Origin of the sequence: Rhizobium sp. 0TCS1.26 (assembly GCF_050455525.1) — a bacterium.
GTDB lineage: Bacteria > Pseudomonadota > Alphaproteobacteria > Rhizobiales > Rhizobiaceae > Neorhizobium.
Genome location: NZ_JBCIYV010000001.1, coordinates 667,929 through 688,892 on the forward strand (window position 1 = coordinate 667,929; position 20,964 = coordinate 688,892).

Below are 20,964 nucleotides of genomic sequence, written 5' to 3' on the forward strand. Positions count from 1 at the left end.
ACGCATGCCGCCGCTCACCGAGCGATAAAGCAAACTTGAACTCGCCGTCATCGGCGAAAGGCAGCGTGCCGCCCTACATCCTCCATGTCAGCTGTCATCGATGCCTTGGCATTGCGCAGCCAGATCAAGCGAACGCTCCCCTGGAGCGCGCCAACGACCGGGAGAAGACCATGAAACGCCTGACCCTCGTGCTTGCCGGCACGATCCTTTCCGCCAGCCTTGCGGGCATCCCTGCCATCGCCCAGACGTCCGGGAAGCCTGCCGAGACGAAGGCTCCGAATGCGCCGGACCAGAAACCTGCCTTCGAGAACCAGACGCGCGCGCCGCAACCGCCGCAGATGCTGAAGATCGAGACGCAGGTGGTTGCCAAGGATCTTCCGCACCTCTGGTCAATGGAGTTCCTGCCGGACAGCCGCATGCTGGTCACCGCCAAACAGGGCGCCATGCATATCGTGTCCAAGGATGGTCAGGCCGGACCGGCGATCGATGGCGTTCCGAAAGTATTGGCCGGCGGCCAGGGCGGTCTTCTCGATGTGGCGCTCGCTCCGGACTACGAAAGCTCCGGCATGATCTTCTTCTCCTTCTCCGAAGAGCGTGAAGACGGCAACGGCACCTCGGTCGCCTCGGCCCGTCTGGTGGCCGACAGCGATGGCGGCGGCAAACTGGAGGATGTAACGGTCATCTTCCGCCAGACGCCGAGCTATGACGGCAACAAACACTTCGGCTCGCGCCTCGCTTTCGGGCCGGCGGGCGAACTCTACGTCACAGTCGGCGAGCGTTCGGACCCCGAACCCCGGGTACAGGCCCAGGACCTGGCAAGTGGCCTCGGCAAGGTGTTCCGCATCGACCAGCAGGGCAAGGCGCTGCCGGACAACCCCTTCGTCAGCCAGGACGGCGCAATGGCGGAGATCTGGTCGCTCGGCCATCGCAACGTCCAGTCGTCGACGGTCGACAGCCAGGGCCGTTTCTGGCTCGTTGAGCACGGTCCGCGAGGCGGCGACGAACTCAATCGTCCCGAACCCGGCAAGAACTACGGCTGGCCGGAAGTCACCTACGGCGTCGAATACAGCGGCAGCCCGGTCGGCAACGGCGTGACCAGGATGGCGAACACGGAGCAGCCGGTCTACTACTGGGATCCGGTGATCGCCCCCTCCGGCATGGCGCATTATAACGCCGACGCCATTCCCGAATGGAAGGGTGCTTTCCTGGTTGGCGGACTGGTCAGCCAGGGCATCGTCGTGCTGCACATGGAAAACGACCGCGTGACGCATGAGGAACGCGTGCCGCTCGAGGCGCGCATCCGTGACGTGAAGGTGGGGCCGGACGGCGCCGTCTATGCCGTCACCGAGCAGCGCGGCGGTGGCGCATCGACCATCATCAAGCTGACCAAGGCCTGACGTACAACATAACAATGGCCGATCGCGGAGCAAATTCCGCGGTCGGCGGAAGCGCGCCCTAGCGGAGCTACAGCCTGAAGGCAAGGCGATGATCGACCAACGCTCGATCGATCGTCAGAAGTCGCAGGTCCTCGATGTCGCATTGAGCCAGCAACAACCGGTCGAACGGGTCACGCGTCGGCGGTTCGGGATGAACCGTCGCAATAACATGCGCGAAATCGATGGTCAGGATCGAGAGGCCGGAAGCCCGCAGCGCTTCGGGTATGTCCGCGAGCGCCATCTCGATCTCAAGCTTGCCCAGTTTCGACTTGATCGCGATCTCCCATATGCTGGCGATACTGACGAACCCGATCGTCTGGTTCGCGGCAAAATATCGATGAAATCTGGGAAACTGAACGTCGAAGGTGCGATGCAGAAATGCAAGAACGATATGTGTATCGAGCAGCAGCCTCATCGAATCGGCAGCGGTGTGATCAGGAAATCTTCCGGCAGCGGATCATCGAAATCATCCGCAATGTAGGGGAATGGGTCGGTGACGCCGATTGAGCGGAGATAAGCCTGCCCGGCCTCCCAGTCGATCCCGCCCTTGCGCTCACCAGCTTGTGGCTTCTCCACATGCGGCACGAGATCGAGCAGCGGCTTGCCGTCCCGCATGACGGTCACCGTCGCTCCCTGCTCCACTTCCTGGGCAAGCTCGTCAAAACGCTCATGCACGTCGCGGATCGAAACGGTTTTCATAGTCCCGAAGGTAATCCCGCCCCGTCTGCCGGTCAACGGCAACAAAAAAGGCCCGCCACCGGCGAGCCCTTCATCATTTGTTTGACTGCGTGGCTTACCGGCAGGCGCCGCAGAAGCGCTGGATGCGGCGGCACGCCTCTTCCAGCAGGTCTTCCGACGTCGCGTAGGAGATACGGAAGTTGGGGCCGAGCCCGAATGCCGAACCGTGGACGACGGCGACGCCTTCGGTCTCAAGCAGTTCAGTGACGAAATCCTCATCCGTCTCGATGACCTTGCCCGACGGCGCCGTCTTGCCGATCAGGCCGGCGCAGGACGGATAGACGTAGAAGGCGCCTTCCGGGTTCGGGCAGGTGATGCCGCTCGCCTGGTTCAGCATCGACACGACAAGATCGCGCCGGCCTTCGAAGATCGCCTTGTTCTTGACGACGAAATCCTGCGGACCGTTGAGCGCCTCGACGGCCGCCCACTGCGCGATCGAGGAGGCGCCAGACGTCTGTTGTCCCTGGATCATGTCCATCGCCTTGATCAACTCGATCGGACCTGCCGCATAGCCGATGCGCCAGCCGGTCATCGCATAGGCCTTGGAAACGCCGTTCATGGTCAGCGTGCGATCATAGAGCTTCGGCTCCACCTCCACCGGCGTCACAAACTTGAAGTCGCCGAAGGTGAGGTGCTCGTACATGTCGTCGGTCAGCACCCAGACATGCGGATGCTTCAGCAGAACATCGGTCAGCGCCTTCAATTCGTCATGCGAATAGGCCGCGCCTGTCGGATTGGACGGCGAGTTGAACAGGAACCACTTGGTCTTCGGCGTGATGGCCGCTTCTAGTTCGGCGGCGGTCAGCTTGAAGTTGTTCTCCTGGCGCGTCGGAACGGCAACCGGCGTACCACCGCAGATGGCCACCATTTCGGGATAGGAGACCCAGTAGGGAGCCGGGATGATCACTTCATCGCCCGGGTTCATCGTCGCCATGAAGGCGTTGAAAAGAATCTGCTTTCCACCGGTGCCGACAATCGTCTGAGCGGCGGTGTAGTCAAGGTTGTTCTCGCGCTTGAACTTCTTGGCGATCGCCTCGCGCAGCTCGGGGATGCCCGAAACCGGCGTGTACTTTGTCTCGCCACGGTTGATGGCGTCAATCGCCGCCTGCTTGACGTTGTCCGGCGTATCGAAGTCCGGCTCGCCGGCGCCAAGCCCGATCACGTCGCGGCCCTTGGCTTTCAGTTCGCGGGCTTTTTGCGAAACGGCGATGGTGGCGGACGGCTTTACGCGGGAAAGTGCATCGGCGAGAAAGGCCATGATGGAGGGATCCTGAAGCTGTTGAACGGCAGGCCGGCTCGGCTTTGCCGTAAGTTTCTATGTCGAAAGACGAGCCCTGTTTCAAGGTCAATCGCTACCCGCATCGGCGCTTTCTGAGGCAGATGGTCGCCATTGCCCCTCACATAGGCAAGATCCGCAAAGCCGCAGCCTGATGCTGCAGGTTAACCAAGGTTAACAGCGCCTTGTTTTTGCCGCAACAATTGCGGCTGACTGCCTCAATCACGTCCTTGTCGCGACGCTTTCGAACGCTCTTTTCAGCTTACCGAAGACGAGAGAGGGCCAACCATGTTTCTGGACGACGAAGACGCCACGGCAAGGATCGGCCGCTGCCGTGCGAGCTCCGGCTTTTGGGTCGCCGTCACGGCGGTCGCCGCCTGTGTGGTGATGATGACCGCCCTTGCCGGCACAGCCCGCGCCGAAGACGTCTCGCATATCTCGCAGGTCATCGCACCGCAATTGCTGCTCGACGGCGGCCCGTCCGCCGATAGCCGGCTGCTCTTCGGCGTCCTGACGGTGGTCTTCTCGATGGCCGCTGCCGGCCTCTGGTTCTGGAGCTTTCGCGGCACGGCAGGTCATCGGACCCGCAACCATGGAAAGCGGATCAGCCAGTCCTGAACTCTTCAAAGTGCCCTCCTGTCATGACATCGCGCCCTGCCCGGGCGTCACTGCAGCGCGACCACCCCTTATCAGACGCCTTGAAGTAGAAATGCACGACTGCTAGAGCCGAACCTGCAGACTGATCAGCTCTCCCCGCAGGATCCCCCGCATGACCCGCGTCCAGGCGAACCTCGTTCTTCTTCTCTCGGCGGCCATCTGGGGCGGCGGCTTCGTCGCCCAGGCGACCGCCATGGACCGGATAGGTCCCTTCTGGTTTGTCGGCCTGCGTTTCGCCATCGCCGCAGCCGCAGTTCTTCCCTTTGCCCTCATGGAACAGAAACGGATCGGTCGGGCGCCGACGTCGGCCGAGATGATCGATTTCGCGCTTGTCGGCTGTGCGCTGTTTGCCGGCGCCATCACCCAGCAGATCGGGCTGATGACGACGACCGTTACCAATTCCAGCTTCCTCACCGGTCTCTACGTTGTCTTCGTTCCGGTCCTCTCCATCCTGGTCTTCCGCAAGGCGCCGCACTGGATCATCTGGCCGGTTGCCCTGCTGTCACTCTTCGGCATCTTCCTGCTCGCCGGGGCGAGCGTCTCCAGCCTCTCGACGGGCGACTTCTGGAGCATTCTCTGTGCGGTGTTCTGGGCAATGCAGATCTTGCTCGCCGGCCACTTCGTTTCCCGCTCGTCGCGGCCGCTCGCCCTGTCGGCCACCCAGTTCGCCGTCTGCGCCGTGCTGGCAATGGCCGGCGGGCTCTTGCTTGAACCGCTGTCGCTCGAAAGTGTGCGTGCCTCGCTCGTGGAGATCCTCTATGTCGGGCTGATCTCCTCAGGCCTGGCCTTCGTCCTGCAGGTCGTCGGGCAGCGCTACACGACCGCCCCCCAGGCGGCGATCTTCCTGTCGTCCGAAGCTTTGTTCGGCGCCTTCTTCGGCGCTGTCCTGCTGGGCGAGAGCCTTCCGGCGACCGGCTATGTTGGCTGCGGGCTGATCTTCATGGCGATGCTACTCGTCGAACTGGTGCCGGAAATTCTCAAGCGCCGAAACAACAGCCGTCGGATGCGCGCTTAGACGACAGCAAAACGTCTTCTCTGGCGTTGCTTGAAGCTATGCTAAGCCGCTCATACCGTTAACTTATGTCGGTGAGTGGGCTATCCTTTTCAGGTGGTCCGCTGGAGGAATCCAGGTTCCGCACGCGAAACGTGCAATATGTTCGACAACGCTGCCTGCCGCCGCAAAACTTTTTCTTGCCAATTTTTCATAAACACAGCACTCTGTGCATGTTCGGGCAATTTGCGAGCATGGGAAGAGCTATAAAAAAGCGTTTCGGAAGCGCCAAGACTTCCGGGCGGGGGACACGGAAGGGTATCGTCGTGAACTCTTCTTATTCCCACGTGGTAATACGGGCCCCTTTCCTCCATTTCGAAATGCCTGCCGCCAGCCCCTTGTGGGCGAACATCGTAATGCTGTCCGCCGCTGAACACGGACAGAGGAAAAAGGACCTGATGCATGGCCGAGACTGGCACTGTAAAATTCTTCAATACGGACAAGGGCTTCGGCTTCATCAAGCCGGATAACGGCGGCGCCGACATCTTTGTCCACATCTCTGCCGTACAGGCTTCCGGCCTGTCCGGATTGTCGGAAAATCAGAAAGTAAGCTTCGACACGGAACCGGATCGTCGCGGCAAGGGCCCAAAGGCAGTCAACCTGCAGATTTCCGGCTGATTTGCTCCACGGCTTTCACTCGAGTTGAAGCCCGGCAGAGATGCCGGGTTTTTTTGTGCCCGAAAACTGCGCGACGCTTGAGGAGCAGCTGAGCGACCACAAGGTCGCGGCTCACCGTCAGCTGACTTAGATGCCGCGCAAGAAGACGTTGTTGCGCCGCTCGTCGCCGATGCGACTGCCGGGACCGTGGCCGCACAGGAAACCGACCTCGTCGCCCAGCGGCAGCACCTTGTCGCGGATCGATGCCAGCAGCTGTTCGTGATTGCCCCCCGGCAGGTCCGTGCGACCGATCGAGCCATTGAACAGCACGTCGCCGAGGATCGCGAAGTTCATATCCCGGTTGACGAATATGACGTGGCCTGGCGCATGTCCTGGGCAGTGCAGGACGTCGAACTGGTGCTCTCCGAGCGACACGCGATCGCCTTCCTTCAGCCAGCGGTCCGGGGTCAGCTTGCGGGCGGGAATGTCGAAGCCGAGCGCTGCGGCGCGCGTGTCGAGGATGTCGAGGAGAGGCTTGTCGTCTTCGTGCGGCCCGATGACCTGAACACCCAGTTTCTCGCGCAACTCGTCTGCGCCGCCTGCGTGGTCGATGTGGCCGTGGGTTATCCAGATTTCGCCGACCGTGAGGCCCTGCTGCTTGACGACCTCGATGATCTTGTCGACGTCACCACCCGGATCTATGACCACCGCGTCCTTCGTCTCGGTATCGAAGAGGATGGTACAATTCTGCTGGAACGGAGTGACGGGAATAATGCCTGCCTGGAGCTGCCCCATGATGCCTCGCTGATCGACTGGAAATCGATCCGGGTATAGCGCCCTTCCCTGCCGGCTGCAGCGAAAAAGATCAGTTCGAGGAGATCTGGTAGGGGCTTTCTGCAGACACCGGCGGTGCGAGCGAAACGCAGGCGAGCAGCACTGCTGCAATGGCGATCTTCAGCGAAAACACCGTCACCAGCACCGAACGCATCGGATGAGCGGCTTCGGCGCGCGACGATGTCGGATGAAATTCGGCGGACGAGAGCAAGGCCATGATTTATCTCCTGTTTGTTGAAGCTCGCAACGGACATCTGCCGAGAAAGGTTCCGCTACCGTCGCATCGGATTGCGAAACAGTTGCATTCCTGCCGCAGCCCGCCACCGGTGGCCCGCGGCTGTTGCAGCTTCCTCCGCCGGTTGATGATCCGGCTGATGATGTTGCATGGGGAGACAGTCTTGACCGCTGCACATTCGGGTTGATTGTTGAAACGCTTCGCGCTTTATCAGATCTGACGTTGAACGTTCCGCTCGACGCGGCGACGGCGCGGGTACGTTCCGCTCTGCCGGGATCTGCCGGCGCGTTGCGAGCCTTTGAAAGGGATGAGGATTGTCGCCGGGATCGACTGGAAAAGCCGTCAGGAAGGTTCACCCGCCGATGCCCGCCGTCGATGAAAGCAAGATCGACTTCGAGACGATCGAGCTGTTCTTCTTCGCCTATCGCGATTTCGTCTCCGATCCGGACGCCATTCTCTCCAACATCGACATGGGCCGGGCGCATCACCGGGTGGTTTACTTCGTCTGCCGGCAGCCCGGCATGATGGTAACCGACCTGCTCGACACCCTGCAGATCACCAAGCAGAGCCTGGCACGCGTCCTGAAGCAGCTGATTGACAGCGGCTACATTCGCCAGATGGCCGGTGCCAAGGATCGCCGCCAGCGCCGCCTCTACCCGACGCTGGCCGGCCGCGAACTTGCGCTTGCTCTTTCCGAGCCGCAGTCTCGCCGTATATGCTCGGCATTGCAGGACCTGACGGCGGAACAGAAAGACGGCGTCCTGTCATTCCTGCGGGCCATGCGTGGCCGTCGCGAAGGTTTGCCAGCGTCAGAGCAAGAGGTCGATTGAGATGGGTGTTGCGAGCGTGCCGCTTTCCGATGACGCGGCCCACCTGCTGGTGGTGGACGACGATACGCGCATTCGCGATCTCCTCCATCGCTATCTGATGGAACAGGGATTTCGGGTGACCGTCGCCGGCGACGCCGCAGAGGCGCGGCGCAAGCTGCAGGGGCTCGATTTCGACCTGATGATCCTCGACGTGATGATGCCCGGCGAAACCGGCATCGCCCTCACCCAGTCGATGCGCGACAAGCGCGCCATCCCGATCATCCTGCTGACGGCGCGGGCCGAGGCCGACGCGCGCATCGAGGGCCTGGAGGCCGGCGCCGACGACTATCTGCCGAAGCCGTTCGATCCGCGCGAACTGGTGCTGCGCATCAACAACATCCTGCGTCGCAACGCCAATGCCGATGCGCCGAAGATCGACCAGATCATGTTCGGGCCCTTCACCTTCTCGATTGCCCGCAAGGAGCTGCGCCGGGCGGCGGAAACTATCCGCCTCACGGATCGAGAACAGGAAATCATGCTGCTGTTTGCCCTGCGGGCGGGCGATACCATTCCCCGTCATGAACTGATCGGCGACGATTCCGAGGTTGGCGAGCGGACGATCGACGTGCAGATCAACCGGCTGCGGCGCAAGATAGAGGAAGACCCGGCCAATCCGGTCTATCTTCAAACCGTGCGCGGCATAGGCTACCGTCTCAGCATCGACTGACGCGAGAGATCAGAGCAATCGGCGGTGCGAACCGTCGCAAGAGGCAGAATGGCGATCATCGACACGATGCGGCGCGACATCGGCAGGCTACGGCCGCCCGGCTGGGCGACGTTCGGCCGCTGGCTGAAGCGGCACATGCCGACCGGCCTGTTCACCCGCTCTGTGCTGATCGTCATCATCCCGATGCTGTTGCTGCAGACGGTTGTGGCCGCCGTGTTCATGGAGCGTCACTGGCGGCTCGTCACCGAACGGCTGTCGCAGGCGGTCACCCGCGACATCGCCGCGATCATCGAGATCATCCGCATCTATCCGCCGGCAAGCGGCGATTACAGCGAGATCATCCGCATCGCCCGCGATAAGCTATCGCTGACGCTTCTGGTCGAGCCGGGCGGGCAGTTGCCGCCGCCCCGTTCCAAGCCGTTCTTCTCGATCCTCGACGATTTTCTCGCCGACCAGATCAATCAGCAGATCCGCCTGCCCTTCTGGATCGACACCGTAGGCGACAGCCGGCTCGTCGAGATCCGCATCCAGCTCGACGACAAGGTGCTGCGCTTCTTCACCGTCCGCAACCAGACTTATGCTTCCAATACCCATATCTTCCTGGTCTGGATGTTCGGCACCTCGCTGCTGTTGATCGGCATCTCGATCCTCTTCCTGCGCGGCCAGATCCGGCCGATCCTGGCGCTGGCCAACGCAGCGGAGAATTTCGGCAAGGGTCAGCGGATGCAGGATCCCTTCGTGCCGCGCGGCGCCGACGAGATCCGCCGCGCCGGCATCGCCTTCATCCAGATGCGCGAGCGCATCGAGCGGCAGATGGAGCAGCGCACGGCGATGCTGACCGGCATCAGCCACGACCTGCGCACCATCCTGACTCGCTTCAAGCTGCAGCTGGCACTGGCGCGCGACAACCCCGATCTGGCCGGCATGAGCGCCGACGTGGACGACATGCAGAGCATGCTGGAAGGCTATCTGGCCTTTGCGCGCGGCGAGGCCGAGGAGGATTTCGGCGAGCTGCGGCTGAGCGAGCTTCTGGAAAAGATCGAGATGGATTTCGCCCTGCACGGCAAGACGATGACCTACAGCATCGACGGCGAGGATCTGCTCTCGGTGCGTCCGAACGCCTTCATGCGGCTCGTCGGCAATCTAGCGGCAAACAGCCAGCGCTACGCCAGCCACCTGCATGTCGACGCCCGCCACAGCGCGAAATGGCTGACGTTGGTGTTCGACGATGATGGCCCCGGCATCCCGGAACAATCGCGCGAGGACGTCTTCAAGCCGTTCTTCCGGCTGGACGAGGCCCGCAATCTCAACGCATCCGGGACGGGTCTCGGGCTGGCCATCGTCCGCGACATCGCCCGCGGCCATGGGGGCAATGTCACGCTGTCGGACAGTCCGCGCGGCGGCCTGCGGGCCGTGGTGCGTGTCCCGGCGTGATGAGCTAAACTGAACTCGAGAAACAAGCGACGGCTGTGCGGGCCGGCGGCTTTCCTACATCATCTTCATGCCGTTCGGCACGCCGCGCTCGACGGCGGCCAGCACGATCGCGCCGCTCTCGCCGGCAAAGCCGAGCGTCAGGACCTCGGAGCGCACCGGCCCGATCTGACGCGGCGGAAAATTGACGACGCCGAGCACCTGTCGCCCGACGAGCGTTTCCGGCGTGTAGTGCACGGTGATCTGCGCCGAAGAACGGCGGATGCCGATTTCCGGGCCGAAATCGATCTTCAGCTTGTAGGCAGGCTTGCGCGCCTCGGGAAATTCCTCCGCCTCGACGATGGTGCCGACGCGGATATCGACCTTGTCGAAGTCGTCCCAGGTGATCTCGTTTGCCATTGCCAGCCTTCCCATCCTAGCCGCCCAGTTCCTGCGCCCGGTCGCGGGCGGCAGCAAGTGCCCGGTCGAAGATCGGCTGGATGCCGTCATCGGCCATCAGCACGGCGAGTGCGGCAGCCGTCGTGCCGCCGGGAGACGTCACGTTCTGGCGCAGGCGCGCCGCCTCGTCCGGCGACTGATGCAGCAGTTCGCCAGCACCCGCCACGGTCTCGCGGGCAAGCCGCATGGCAAGATCCGCCGGCAGGCCGAGCTTGCGGCCGGCTTCCGCCATGCACTCGACGAGATAGAACACGTAGGCCGGGCCGCTGCCCGAGACGGCGGTGACGGAATCGATGTCGCTTTCGCGTTCCACCCATTCGACCGGGCCACTGACCTTCAGCAGGTCATGAACGGCCGTCCGCTGCTCGTCGCTCACCCGCGCATTGGCGTAGGCGCCGGTCACGCCGCGACCGATCATTGCCGGCGTGTTGGGCATGGCGCGCACCATGGCGGCGGCACCCAGATGATGTTCGAAGAACGACAGCGTCTTGCCGGCAGCAACCGAGACGACCACCGTCTGCGGACCGACCAGCGGACGAAGCGGCGGCAGAACCGTCTCCATTACCTGCGGCTTGACGGCAAGAAACAGGATGCCGGCTTCGATGCCGGACGGAGCGGAGGTTTCGTGGCGTGCGCCGGCTTGCGTAAGAGCCGACATCATTGCCTCGGAGGGCGCAGGATCGATGACCAGGATCGACGAGCCCGGCACGCCGCTCTTCAGCCAGCCGGTGAGCATGGCGCCGCCCATGTTGCCGGCACCGACCAGGACCACCGGTCCTGAAAGGGTGCCCGGCATCAGCACTCTCCAACGGTTTCGAACAGCACGGCTTCCATGGCGCTCTTGGCGTCCATGCCGGACCAGACGACGAACTGGAAGGCCTGGTAGTAGGTCTCGCAGGTTTCGAGCGCGTTCGACAGGAGAACCTCGACCTGCTGGTTGGTCGGCTCGGCACCGCCGGCAAGCAGCAGCGACTGGCGGAAGATCACCACGTCCTCCTGCCGCCACAGGTCGAAGTGGCCCATCAGAACCTGGCCATTGACGTGCGACAGAAGCCGGATCACCTCGTTCACCCGTGCATCGGCGACCTTGATGTCGAAGGCACAGGCCAGGTGCAGCGCCTCGAATTCCTCCATCCAGGAGAACGAGACGTTGTAATCGGTCCAATGACCCTCGACGGTCATGGCGATCTCGTCTTCACCGGAACGCTCGAACGTCCAGTCGTTGGACGCGGCAACGAACTCGATCATATCGACCGGGTTCGAGTGACGTTCCATATCCATCTCAATGAGGCTCATGCGGCACCTTCTAAACCGGAATGAAAGCGGCATTCGTGTAAGTTCACACACAACGGACGCGGACACTGAACCGGAAATTCACCTGTTCCGATGATCGTCCGCGACCGCCACCCTAGTACCTGCACCCTGTCTGGAGCTTGCGGCCGTCGTTTCGAATCATCATTTAAAATCAGTGTATAGGCGAGGAGTCCCAGCACCAGCCCCCGAGCCTGCATTTTGCGGGGACGACTCAACTGGAGGCCTCCGAAACGGCATCAGCGACTCGGATTAACCGACTCTGCCGTCTCGCTTTTTCGCATGTGTCCACAGGCTGCAATTTTGTTGGCCGAAAACCTGCGGCGCGGCGGTGGTCAACAACGAAAAAAGCGCGTCCCCGCCTGATATCGGGGCCGCGCCGTGTTTGCCGCATAGGGAAGAAGAAGGCGCAGCAGGATCCGGCCGCCAACGTCCGCGATCCTGGCCGGGGTCAGCCGACCTGGCTGTCGAGTTTCGCCTCGAGCGCTGCAATGCGCACCTTCAACGCGTCGTTCTCGTCGCGCGCCTTGATCGCCATCTCGCGGACGGCTTCAAATTCCTCGCGCTTGACCACTTCCATCGAGTTGAGGATGCGCTCCATCTGCGCATGGATGGCGGTCTCTGCCTCGCGCCGGACGCTCTGCGCCGCACCTGCCGCATCGGTCATCAGCCGCGCGAATTCATCCATCATTCTGTTGGTTCCGGTCGACATGCCATCGATCTCCCGTTCTGTCGCCACGTCCGCGGCGGTGCTTTGCCTGATGCAAAGGAGGTAGGGTCACACGTGCACCCTTGCAAGAAGAATCCGGAGGCCGGCTGGCGCAGCGGACACTTCCCTGAGGATGAACGGCCGCTTTATGAGAATCGTCTTGACCGGCCAAAGGCAATAAAGTCATGGTCCGCCGGATATGCGGCACAGCCGGCCGAGGTAAAGTAACTTGTATTCAGCACCCAGTCTCCTCGCCATACTGCCCTTCCCGCAGATCGACCCGATCGCCTTTTCGATCGGCCCGGTGGCCGTGCACTGGTATGGGCTGGCCTATGTCGCGGGCATCCTGCTCGGCTGGCTTTATGCCAAGCGGATGGTGGCGCGGGCCGATCTCTGGCCGGGCGGCGTGTCGCCGATGGCGCCGGAAAAGCTCGACGACTTCCTGGTCTGGGTCGCCGGTGGGATCGTGCTGGGCGGGCGCATCGGCTACATCCTCTTCTACGATCTGGGCTCGGTCATCGCCAACCCCATCCGGGCGGTGGAAATCTGGAACGGCGGCATGTCCTTCCACGGCGGCCTGATCGGCACGACCATCGCCATGATCTGGTTTGCCCGCCGCAACGGCGTTCCGGTCTGGAGCCTCTTCGATACGGTCGCCGCCGTCGTTCCCTTCGGCCTGTTCTTCGGCCGCATCGCCAACTTCGTCAACGGCGAGCTGTGGGGCCGCATCAGCGACGTTCCGTGGGCCATGGTATTTCCGACCGGCGGACCGTTTGCCCGTCACCCAAGCCAGCTTTACGAGGCAGCGCTCGAAGGCATCGTGCTGTTCCTGGTCCTGCGGATCATGACCCACCAGGTGAAGGCGCTTCGCCAGCCGGGTGTGGTCGCCGGCACCTTCGTCTGCGGCTATGCCCTGTCGCGCATCGTTGTCGAATTCTTCCGCGAGCCCGATCCGCAACTTGGCTACCTGGCGTTTGGCTGGCTGACCATGGGCATGGTCCTGTCGCTGCCGATGCTCCTGGTCGGCCTCTGGGCCGTCTGGCGTGCACGCCGGGCCACCCCGGTCCTCTGACGCGACGAGGCTTCCCGTGACGCCGCTTGCCGACAAGATCAAGTCCCTGATCCGCATCAACGGCCCGATCAGCGTGACCGACTATTTCGCGCTCTGCCTCGCCGACCCGGAATACGGCTATTACCGCACCCGCGAACCGTTCGGCACCGCCGGCGATTTCGTCACCGCGCCCGAGGTCAGCCAGCTGTTCGGCGAGATGCTCGGCATCTTCATGGTGCATGCCTGGCAGCAGCACGGCAGCCCGAGCCCGGTTTCGCTCATCGAGATCGGGCCCGGTCGCGGCACGATGATGCTCGACATGTTGCGCGTCATCCGCAAGCTGGCACCGCAGCTTTTCGACGGCCTCAGCGTCCACCTGGTCGAGACGAGTGAGCGGCTGCGCGGCGTCCAGCGGGTAACGCTGGAAGCCTTCTCGTCCAAGGTCAGCTGGCACGCGGCCTTCGAGGAGGTGCCCGACGGCTTCACGCTGCTCGCAGCGAACGAACTCTTCGACGCCATCCCGATCCGCCAGTTCGTCAAGACGCCGACCGGTTTCCGCGAGCGCATGGTTGGCCTCGACGCAGAAGACCGTCTGGCGTTCGGCATCGGCATCGCAACCATCGATACCGCCCTTCTGCCGCTCGGTTCGGCGCAGACAGCGGATGGAACCGTCTTTGAAGTTGCGCCGGCCCGCCAGGCAGTGATGAACACCCTGTGCGAGCGCCTGAAGCGCAATGGCGGCAGTGCCGTCATCATCGACTACGGTCACATGGTGACCGGCTTCGGCGATACGCTGCAGGCGGTGCTGCGCCACGAATACGACCCGCCGCTCGCCCATCCCGGTGAAGCGGATCTGACCAGCCACGTCGATTTCGAGGATCTGGCCCGCATCGCCCGTGCCTGCACGATCCAGATCAACGGCTGCCTGCATCAGGGGGATTTCCTCTACGGCCTGGGGCTCGCCGACCGTGCACGAGCGCTCGCCAACGGCAAGTCGGAGTCCGAACAGCGGGCGATCGCCGTCTCCGCCAATCGACTGGCGGCGGCCGGCGAAGGCAACATGGGCGAACTGTTCAAGGTGCTCGTCGTCTCTAGCCCGTACGTGACGCTGGCACCCTTCAGGCCGGTCTCCACCTGACCGTTCCGCCCGTTGACATCCTGCGCAGGCCCGGTCCACATTCCGGCCGAACGAAGCAGCTGGCCGGTTTGTCGGCCATGCTGGGCGGCAACGATCCCGGAACGGAATGACAGAAGACGCCATGCAGCACCACGTGCCGACGCCGATCGAAAGCCCCTTGCTGACCGCGCATGCGGCGCAGGCCGTCCGTCACGGCTTTTTCACCCGCCTCGGCGGGGTCTCTTCCGGCATTTACGACAGCCTCAATGTCGGCCTCGGCTCGCATGACGACCGCACGGCCGTCGTCGAGAACCGCCGGCGTGTTGCTTCCTGGTTCGGCCAGCCTGTGGAGCGGCTGGCGACGGTCAACCAGGTCCATTCGCCGAACGTGGTGACCGTCGACGCCGCCTATGCCGGCGAACGCCCGAGCGCCGATGCGCTGGTGACAGCCGCGCCCGGCATCGTGCTCTGCGTGCTTGCCGCCGACTGCGGTCCGATCCTGTTCGCCGATGCGAAGAACCGGGTGGTCGGTGCCGCCCATGCCGGCTGGAAGGGCGCGCTCGCCGGCGTTGCCGAAAACACCATCGAAGCGATGATCGCGCTCGGCGCAAAGCGCGACGAGATCTGCGCATGCCTTGGCCCGTCGATCGGCCGCGACAGCTATGAGGTCGGGCCGGAATTCGTCGAGCGGTTCCTCTCCGAGGATGCCGGATTTGCCGAATTTTTCACGCCCTCGAACAAAGCCGGCCACGCGATGTTCGACCTGCCGGCACTGACGACACGCCGCCTGCAGCGCGCCGGCATCCGGGCGGAAAATCTCGGCATCGACACCTATTCAGATCGACAGCGCTTCTTCTCATATCGCCGGACGACCCACGCCGGCGAACCGGACTACGGACGACAGATCTCAGCTATCGCGATCACGGAGGAATAGGATGGCCCTGCATTTCGAGAGGAGCGAATATGCCGAGCGGCTGGCACGCCTGACACAGGCGATGCAGGCCGAAAAGCTCGACGCTATGCTGATCTTCGCCCAGGAGAGCATGTACTGGCTGACCGGCTACGACACCTTCGGCTACTGCTTCTTCCAGTGCCTTGTGGTGAAGGCCGACGGCCAGATGACGCTGCTGACCCGGTCGGCCGACCTGCGCCAGGCCCGTCACACCTCGATCCTGGAAAATATCGCCGTCTGGGTGGATCGGGCGAATGCCGATCCGACCCTCGATCTCAAGGAGCAGTTGAGCGAGATGGATCTGCTCGGCTGCCGGATCGGCGTCGAATACGACACGCATGGCATGACCGGCCGGATCGCCCGCCTGCTCGACAACCAGCTCTCCTCCTTCGGCCAGATCGTCGACCAGTCCTATCTGATCAGCCGTCTGCGCCTGGTGAAGAGCCCGGCCGAGATCGCCCATGTGGTGCGCGCCGGAGAGCTTGCCGACGATGCGCTGGACGCAGCCATCTCGATGACCGGCGCCGGCGCCAGCGAGGCGGATATCCTGGCGGCGATGCAGGGGGCCGTGTTCGCCGGCGGCGGTGATTATCCCGCCAACGAATTCATCATCGGATCCGGCGCCGACGCGCTGCTCTGCCGCTACAAGGCCGGCCGCCGAAGGCTCGACGCGACCGACCAGCTGACCCTGGAATGGGCCGGCGTCAGCGCCCATTATCATGCAGCGATGATGCGCACCGTCATCGTCGGCGAGCCGACGAGCCGACACCGCGAACTCTACAATGCCTGCCGCGAAACCATCCTCGCCATCGAATCCGTTCTGCGGCCGGGCCATACGTTCGGCGATGTATTCGACACCCATGCGCGCATCATCGACGAGCGGGGCCTGACCCGCCATCGGCTGAACGCCTGCGGATATTCGCTCGGTGCCCGCTTCTCGCCGTCGTGGATGGAGCACCAGATGTTCCACGCCGGAAACCAGCAGGAGATCCTGCCCGACATGTCGCTCTTCGTGCACATGATCATCATGGATTCCGACAGCGGCACGGCGATGACCCTCGGCCAGACCTATCTGACGACGGCCGACGAGCCGCGCAGCCTGTCGCGTCACCGCCTCGACCTCATCACCTGCTGACGGACGGGTGGTTATCCCCGCTCGCGGTTGACACTGCCGGAAGCCGAACCGTAAGCTTTCGGAGGGATGCGGGCGAGAAGGACGTGGGGATGCACCGAACTGGCCTGGGCTTTGCTCCGCTGCTTTTCGCGGCTCTTCTGTCTGCCTGCAACACCACCGATGCCCTGACGCCGCAGGTCGATGTTGGCGGCGGCCTCTATCCCTCCTCTTCGCAGGTCTCGCAGGCGGAAGCGCGCCGGCTCGCCGAGGCGCCGGAGCCTGACGGTGACACAGGATATTATCCGAGCGCGCCACCGCGTGCCGGGCGACCGCAGAACTCGCTGCAGGCTCAGTCGCAGGCCATCGAGGAAGGCGGCAGATCAGGCGTCGCCTCGGCGCCTCTGGATCCGCCGCCAAGCAGCCGGCAACGGGCAACCAGTCTGGAGGATGAGGCGGAGCCACAGGCCCCTTCCCGCTCACCGCCGCTGTCACCGGCTGCCGCTGAACCCTCGGCTGACGCAGAGCCGTCGGCCCGCGAGGCAAGCGTCGAAACCGCACCCACTGAGACCGCGCCCACCGACACAGCGAAAGCCGAAGGCGCGACCATCCGCTTCCTGCCGATCATCGGTGCGCCGGTGCAGGCCGTGACGCCGCTGTCGCGCCAGCTGGGCGCCTCGGCACGCGCCGGCGGCCTGACCATCCGCCCCTCGGCAGACACCAGCAGCGAACACATTCTCAAGGGCTACCTGTCGGCTTTCGACAACGAGGGCAAGGTCACCGTCGTCTATGTCTGGGACGTGCTGGACCCGGCGGGCGGGCGACTGCACCGCATCCAGGGCCAGGAAACCGTGCCGGCTTCGGGTGGCGATCCCTGGGCGGCGGTGCCCGCAGAGACCATGCAGCTGGTCGGCCAGAAGACCATCGGTGAATATCTGCAATGGCGGAATACGACTGCTCGCTGAGAGTGCAATATTGATGTCCGCAAGCCGATCTTGATGCAAAACAGCCACCCTCCACAGGGGTTTAGCGAAAATACCGGAGGTTTGGATGAGAAGCCTTGCATTCGAGACCAGCCTCGGTAAAAGGCGCCCATCCAGCGTCAAAACGGGCGGGCCACAATGAAGGTTTTCGCAGGGAATTCGAACCGGCACTTGGCCGACGCGATCTGTTCCTACCTCAACGTTCCAGTAGGGAAAGCAAGCGTCAGACGGTTTGCAGACCAGGAAATCTTCGTCGAGATCCAGGAAAACGTGCGCGGCGAGGACGTCTTCGTCGTCCAGTCCACGTCCTTCCCGGCCAACGACCACCTGATGGAACTGCTGATCATGATCGACGCCTTCCGTCGGTCCTCGGCAAAGCGCATCACCGCCGTTCTTCCCTATTTCGGCTACGCCCGCCAGGACCGCAAGGCCGGCCCGCGTACCCCGATTTCTGCCAAGCTGGTCGCCAACCTGATCACCGAAGCCGGTGCCGACCGCGTCCTGACGCTCGACCTGCATGCCGGCCAGATCCAGGGCTTCTTCGATATTCCGACCGACAACCTCTACGCCGTGCCGATCCTGGCGCGCGACGTCAAGGAACACTACGACCTGAAGAACGTCATGGTGGTCTCACCCGATGTCGGCGGCGTGGTGCGTGCCCGCTCGCTTGCCAAGCGGCTGGATTGCCAGCTTGCCATCGTCGACAAGCGGCGTGAGCGTGCCGGCGAATCCGAAGTGATGAACGTCATCGGCGACGTCACCGGCAAGGACTGCCTGCTGATCGACGACATCGTCGATTCCGGCGGGACGCTCTGCAATGCGGCCGAAGCGCTGCTGAAGAACGGCGCGACCAGCGTTACCGCCTACATCACCCACGGCGTTCTCTCCGGCGGCGCTGTCGCCCGGGTGTCGTCCTCCAAGCTCAAGGAACTGGTGATCACCGACACCATCCAGCCGACGACGGCCGTGCAGTCGGCGCCGAACATCCGCGTCGTGTCGACGGCCGCGCTGATGGGCGAGGCCATCAACCGCACGGCGCTTGAAGAATCCGTCTCCAGCCTCTTTGACTGACACATCTGTCCTGGCGCCTTTGCCGGATCGCCCGTCGGGTGGGCGGTGGCGCTGTACAAACTGAAAAGGCCTCACTGCCCTTTACGATCGGGCAGTGAGGCCTTTCTTCGTCTGGCCGGAGGCTTTGGCGGTCAGGCGGTCAGGCCACCCTCTCCTGCTCGCATCCGTTGACGAGCGCCTCGATGTCCTCCAGCGGCACCGGCTTGCCGAACAGGAAGCCCTGCACCTGAGCACAGCCTTCGCGCCGCAGGAAATCCCAATGCTTCATCGTCTCGACGCCTTCCGCCAGCACCGGAATGTTGAGGCTCTGGGCAAGGATCAACGTCGATCGGACAATTGCCGCCGACTGGTTGTTGGTGTCGACCTTGTCGACGAACGACCGGTCGATCTTGATCTTGTCGAACGGGAAACTCATCAGCGTCGAAAGCGACGAGTAGCCGGTGCCATAATCGTCCATGGCGATGCGCACGCCGATCTCCTTTAGCTGCTGGATGATCAGGAGTGCCCGCTGCTGGTCGCCGATGATGCCGGACTCGGTGATCTCCAGCTCAAGCCTATGGGCCGGCAGGCCGGTCTCCTCGAGGATCTGCTCGATCTTCGACGGAAACGTCATGTCGGCCAGCTGCTGCGCCGCGACGTTGACGGCAATGCTGAACGGCCGCCTCCATCCGGCCGCCTTGCTGCAGGCCTCGCGCAGCACCCATTCACCGATTTCGATGATCAGGCCGGTGCGCTCGGCGATCGGGATGAATTCCGCCGGCGATACCTTCTTCCGCTGCGGATGGTTCCAGCGCAGCAGCACCTCGAAGCCGACGACCTCGCGAGTCTCGGCGTCGTTCTGCACCTGGTAGTGCAACTCGAACTCGCCGTTCACCAGCGCCGAGCGGAGGTCCATGGCCAGCGCATTGCGCTCGCGCACCGCCTGGTCCATCGACGGGTCGTAGAAGCAGACGCTGTTCGGACCGGAAACCTTGCCGCGATACATCGCGACATCCGCCTGGGCGATCACCTCGTCCAACGACGCCGCAGTGCGATCGTAGACGGAGATGCCGACGCTCGACGACACGCAGAACACCGACTCCTTCCAGTCGATCGGCTTGTTGATCTCGGCCAGCAGCCGCTGCGAAAGACTCGTCCCTTCCATCCGGCCATAGTAGCGGCGGGTGATGGCGACGAATTCGTCGCCGCCGACGCGTGCCACGAACTCGTCGGGTCCGATCGCCGTCGCCAATCGAGCGCCGACCGTGCGGATCACCGCGTCGCCCGCCGCGTGGCCGTGGACGTCGTTGATTTCCTTGAACCGGTTGAGGTCGAAGGACAGGATGGCGATCTGCCCGGGCAGGTTCGGTGAAATGCGTTCGAGCTCCAGCAGCTCTTCCTGGAGTGCCGCGCGGTTCGGCAGCCCGGTCAGTGCGTCGTGCAGCGAAAGGTGCCGGTAGCGGGCAACGGCGGCCTGGTTGGTGCTGGCATCGAGAAGATAGGTGCAGGCGGCCAGCGCCAGCAGCGCGATCATGATGCCGAGCACCGAGATGCCGAGGATCGCCGGCGACAGCATGTTGTCGTCGACCGGAATATCCGGGGACAACACGACCTCGACGGCCGACATGGCAATAAAATGCGTCGTGACGATGCCCGATACCAGCGCCAGCGCACCGGTATACTTGCAGAACCGGTTGCGCGGCCGGACCACCTTGTTGGTCGTCAAGGCGCCGAAGACGGCGCCGAACAACACCGATGCCACCACATACTCTTCCCGCCAGATGATCGTTCCGGGCACGGTGTAGGCGGCCATCCCCGTGTAGTGCATGGCGGCAATGCCAAGCCCCATGATCACGCCACCCGCCTCCACCAGCCGGCTCCCGTCGGCGAAGGCGGCGATCCCGAAACCGGCAGTGCATGTCAGCACGGAGATCAGCAGCGAAAGGAGGGTGACGACCGGCTCATAGCCTGCTTGACCACCACCGGTATAGCCGAGCATTGCCAGAAAATGCGTTGTCCAGATCACCGAACCGCCGACGAAGCCGGCCAGCGCAACCCATACCGGTTTTTCCGAGCCGCGGGCCCGCAGCGCGCGTGAGAAAAGCCGCACCGCTAGGTAGGACCCGAGGATGCACAAACTGATGGCCGCTGCGACGTAGATGAAGTCGTGCTGGTCGAAGAGGCAGGTGTAGACAAATTGCATCTGGGCGCTCGCGTGCTAACGGTCGGAGACTAAGGCAAGATTCTGTCTGATTGCTTATCACATCTATTACACAATATGCTAATATACAGAAATGCGATCAGCCGTACATGGCTTGTCATGCAGTCCCATATGTAATATGCACCCCCGGTCCGCGTAGACACCCTTGGAGGCAACGCGGATGAAGCGCATCGGACGATGCCCTTCCAAACTCGCCGCATAAAGGCTTCCAAGCCTGGGCGGGTTCTCCA

23 protein-coding genes are annotated in these 20,964 nt (G+C 63.2%); 13 read left to right on the forward strand and 10 right to left on the reverse strand.

The window, feature by feature from the left end; genetic code table 11:
• Window positions 1–170 precede the first annotated feature (170 nt).
• The gene (locus AAIH46_RS03210; protein WP_430304140.1) at window positions 171–1,397 is read left to right on the forward strand and encodes a PQQ-dependent sugar dehydrogenase; all 1,227 of its coding nucleotides are present in this window, start codon (window positions 171–173) and stop codon (window positions 1,395–1,397) included.
• A 67-nt stretch (window positions 1,398–1,464) separates the two neighbouring features.
• Here AAIH46_RS03210 and AAIH46_RS03215 read toward each other — a convergent pair whose 3' ends face one another.
• The 3 genes from AAIH46_RS03215 to AAIH46_RS03225 form a co-directional block, all read right to left on the reverse strand.
• The gene (locus AAIH46_RS03215) at window positions 1,465–1,851 is read right to left on the reverse strand and encodes a type II toxin-antitoxin system VapC family toxin (protein ID WP_430304142.1); all 387 of its coding nucleotides are present in this window, start codon (window positions 1,849–1,851) and stop codon (window positions 1,465–1,467) included.
• Window positions 1,848–2,135: a type II toxin-antitoxin system Phd/YefM family antitoxin gene (locus AAIH46_RS03220; protein ID WP_430304144.1), complete on the reverse strand. Its 288-nt coding sequence runs from the start codon at window positions 2,133–2,135 to the stop codon at window positions 1,848–1,850. The genes AAIH46_RS03215 and AAIH46_RS03220 overlap by 4 nt, the downstream gene beginning before the upstream one ends.
• Window positions 2,136–2,229: 94 nt before the next feature.
• Complete coding sequence (locus AAIH46_RS03225) at window positions 2,230–3,432, reverse strand: pyridoxal phosphate-dependent aminotransferase (protein WP_430304146.1); 1,203 nt, start codon at window positions 3,430–3,432, stop codon at window positions 2,230–2,232.
• A gap of 306 nt (window positions 3,433–3,738) precedes the next feature.
• Between AAIH46_RS03225 and AAIH46_RS03230 the strand changes: the two genes are divergently transcribed.
• The 3 genes from AAIH46_RS03230 to AAIH46_RS03240 all read left to right on the forward strand — a co-directional run bounded on the left by AAIH46_RS03230 (window position 3,739) and on the right by AAIH46_RS03240 (window position 5,776).
• Window positions 3,739–4,068, forward strand: coding sequence for a hypothetical protein (locus AAIH46_RS03230; protein ID WP_430304147.1), 330 nt, complete (start codon window positions 3,739–3,741; stop codon window positions 4,066–4,068).
• Window positions 4,069–4,219: 151 nt separating this feature from the next.
• On the forward strand, window positions 4,220–5,122 hold the full coding sequence (locus AAIH46_RS03235; RefSeq protein WP_430304148.1) for a DMT family transporter: 903 nt from the start codon (window positions 4,220–4,222) through the stop codon (window positions 5,120–5,122).
• A gap of 438 nt (window positions 5,123–5,560) precedes the next feature.
• Complete coding sequence (locus tag AAIH46_RS03240) at window positions 5,561–5,776, forward strand: cold-shock protein (RefSeq protein ID WP_046633016.1); 216 nt, start codon at window positions 5,561–5,563, stop codon at window positions 5,774–5,776.
• A gap of 126 nt (window positions 5,777–5,902) precedes the next feature.
• Here the strand turns inward: AAIH46_RS03240 and AAIH46_RS03245 are convergent, their stop codons facing one another.
• On the reverse strand, window positions 5,903–6,550 hold the full coding sequence (locus tag AAIH46_RS03245; RefSeq protein WP_430304149.1) for an MBL fold metallo-hydrolase: 648 nt from the start codon (window positions 6,548–6,550) through the stop codon (window positions 5,903–5,905).
• Between the two features lie 70 nt (window positions 6,551–6,620).
• Window positions 6,621–6,806: a hypothetical protein gene (locus AAIH46_RS03250; protein WP_430304151.1), complete on the reverse strand. Its 186-nt coding sequence runs from the start codon at window positions 6,804–6,806 to the stop codon at window positions 6,621–6,623.
• 380 nt (window positions 6,807–7,186) lie between these two features.
• Between AAIH46_RS03250 and AAIH46_RS03255 the strand changes: the two genes are divergently transcribed.
• The 3 genes from AAIH46_RS03255 to AAIH46_RS03265 are packed head-to-tail and all read left to right on the forward strand — an operon-like array spanning window position 7,187 to window position 9,794.
• Entirely contained in the window at window positions 7,187–7,654 is a 468-nt protein-coding gene (locus AAIH46_RS03255) for a MarR family winged helix-turn-helix transcriptional regulator (RefSeq protein ID WP_430304152.1), read from the forward strand.
• Window position 7,655: 1 nt separating this feature from the next.
• A complete protein-coding gene (locus AAIH46_RS03260) occupies window positions 7,656–8,360 on the forward strand; it encodes a response regulator (RefSeq protein ID WP_430304153.1) in 705 nt (234 codons plus the stop codon).
• Between the two features lie 48 nt (window positions 8,361–8,408).
• Window positions 8,409–9,794 carry an ATP-binding protein gene (locus AAIH46_RS03265; RefSeq protein WP_430304154.1) on the forward strand — a complete coding sequence of 462 codons (1,386 nt, stop codon included), beginning with the start codon at window positions 8,409–8,411 and terminating at the stop codon, window positions 9,792–9,794.
• 54 nt (window positions 9,795–9,848) lie between these two features.
• Here the strand turns inward: AAIH46_RS03265 and AAIH46_RS03270 are convergent, their stop codons facing one another.
• The 4 genes from AAIH46_RS03270 to AAIH46_RS03285 all read right to left on the reverse strand — a co-directional run bounded on the left by AAIH46_RS03270 (window position 9,849) and on the right by AAIH46_RS03285 (window position 12,252).
• On the reverse strand, window positions 9,849–10,190 hold the full coding sequence (locus tag AAIH46_RS03270; protein ID WP_430304155.1) for a tRNA-binding protein: 342 nt from the start codon (window positions 10,188–10,190) through the stop codon (window positions 9,849–9,851).
• Between the two features lie 16 nt (window positions 10,191–10,206).
• The gene (gene proC / locus AAIH46_RS03275) at window positions 10,207–11,025 is read right to left on the reverse strand and encodes a pyrroline-5-carboxylate reductase (protein ID WP_430304156.1); all 819 of its coding nucleotides are present in this window, start codon (window positions 11,023–11,025) and stop codon (window positions 10,207–10,209) included.
• On the reverse strand, window positions 11,025–11,525 hold the full coding sequence (locus AAIH46_RS03280; RefSeq protein WP_430304157.1) for a YbjN domain-containing protein: 501 nt from the start codon (window positions 11,523–11,525) through the stop codon (window positions 11,025–11,027). The genes proC and AAIH46_RS03280 overlap by 1 nt, the downstream gene beginning before the upstream one ends.
• A gap of 466 nt (window positions 11,526–11,991) precedes the next feature.
• Window positions 11,992–12,252 carry an accessory factor UbiK family protein gene (locus AAIH46_RS03285; protein ID WP_430304158.1) on the reverse strand — a complete coding sequence of 87 codons (261 nt, stop codon included), beginning with the start codon at window positions 12,250–12,252 and terminating at the stop codon, window positions 11,992–11,994.
• Window positions 12,253–12,478: 226 nt separating this feature from the next.
• On the opposite strand from AAIH46_RS03285, the gene lgt reads away from it, so the two are divergent.
• The 6 genes from lgt to AAIH46_RS03315 all read left to right on the forward strand — a co-directional run bounded on the left by lgt (window position 12,479) and on the right by AAIH46_RS03315 (window position 18,534).
• A complete protein-coding gene (gene lgt, locus AAIH46_RS03290; protein ID WP_430304159.1) occupies window positions 12,479–13,321 on the forward strand; it encodes a prolipoprotein diacylglyceryl transferase in 843 nt (280 codons plus the stop codon).
• Between the two features lie 16 nt (window positions 13,322–13,337).
• Complete coding sequence (locus AAIH46_RS03295; protein WP_430304160.1) at window positions 13,338–14,438, forward strand: class I SAM-dependent methyltransferase; 1,101 nt, start codon at window positions 13,338–13,340, stop codon at window positions 14,436–14,438.
• A 106-nt stretch (window positions 14,439–14,544) separates the two neighbouring features.
• Window positions 14,545–15,351: a peptidoglycan editing factor PgeF gene (gene pgeF / locus AAIH46_RS03300; RefSeq protein ID WP_430304161.1), complete on the forward strand. Its 807-nt coding sequence runs from the start codon at window positions 14,545–14,547 to the stop codon at window positions 15,349–15,351.
• Window position 15,352: 1 nt separating this feature from the next.
• On the forward strand, window positions 15,353–16,504 hold the full coding sequence (locus tag AAIH46_RS03305) for a M24 family metallopeptidase (RefSeq protein ID WP_430304162.1): 1,152 nt from the start codon (window positions 15,353–15,355) through the stop codon (window positions 16,502–16,504).
• Window positions 16,505–16,593: 89 nt separating this feature from the next.
• Window positions 16,594–17,445 (forward strand): hypothetical protein, encoded by an 852-nt coding sequence (locus AAIH46_RS03310; protein ID WP_430304163.1) that lies wholly within the window; start codon window positions 16,594–16,596, stop codon window positions 17,443–17,445.
• 156 nt (window positions 17,446–17,601) lie between these two features.
• Entirely contained in the window at window positions 17,602–18,534 is a 933-nt protein-coding gene (locus tag AAIH46_RS03315; RefSeq protein ID WP_430304165.1) for a ribose-phosphate pyrophosphokinase, read from the forward strand.
• Window positions 18,535–18,673: 139 nt separating this feature from the next.
• Here AAIH46_RS03315 and AAIH46_RS03320 read toward each other — a convergent pair whose 3' ends face one another.
• Complete coding sequence (locus tag AAIH46_RS03320; RefSeq protein ID WP_430304166.1) at window positions 18,674–20,716, reverse strand: putative bifunctional diguanylate cyclase/phosphodiesterase; 2,043 nt, start codon at window positions 20,714–20,716, stop codon at window positions 18,674–18,676.
• Window positions 20,717–20,964: the final 248 nt, after the last annotated feature.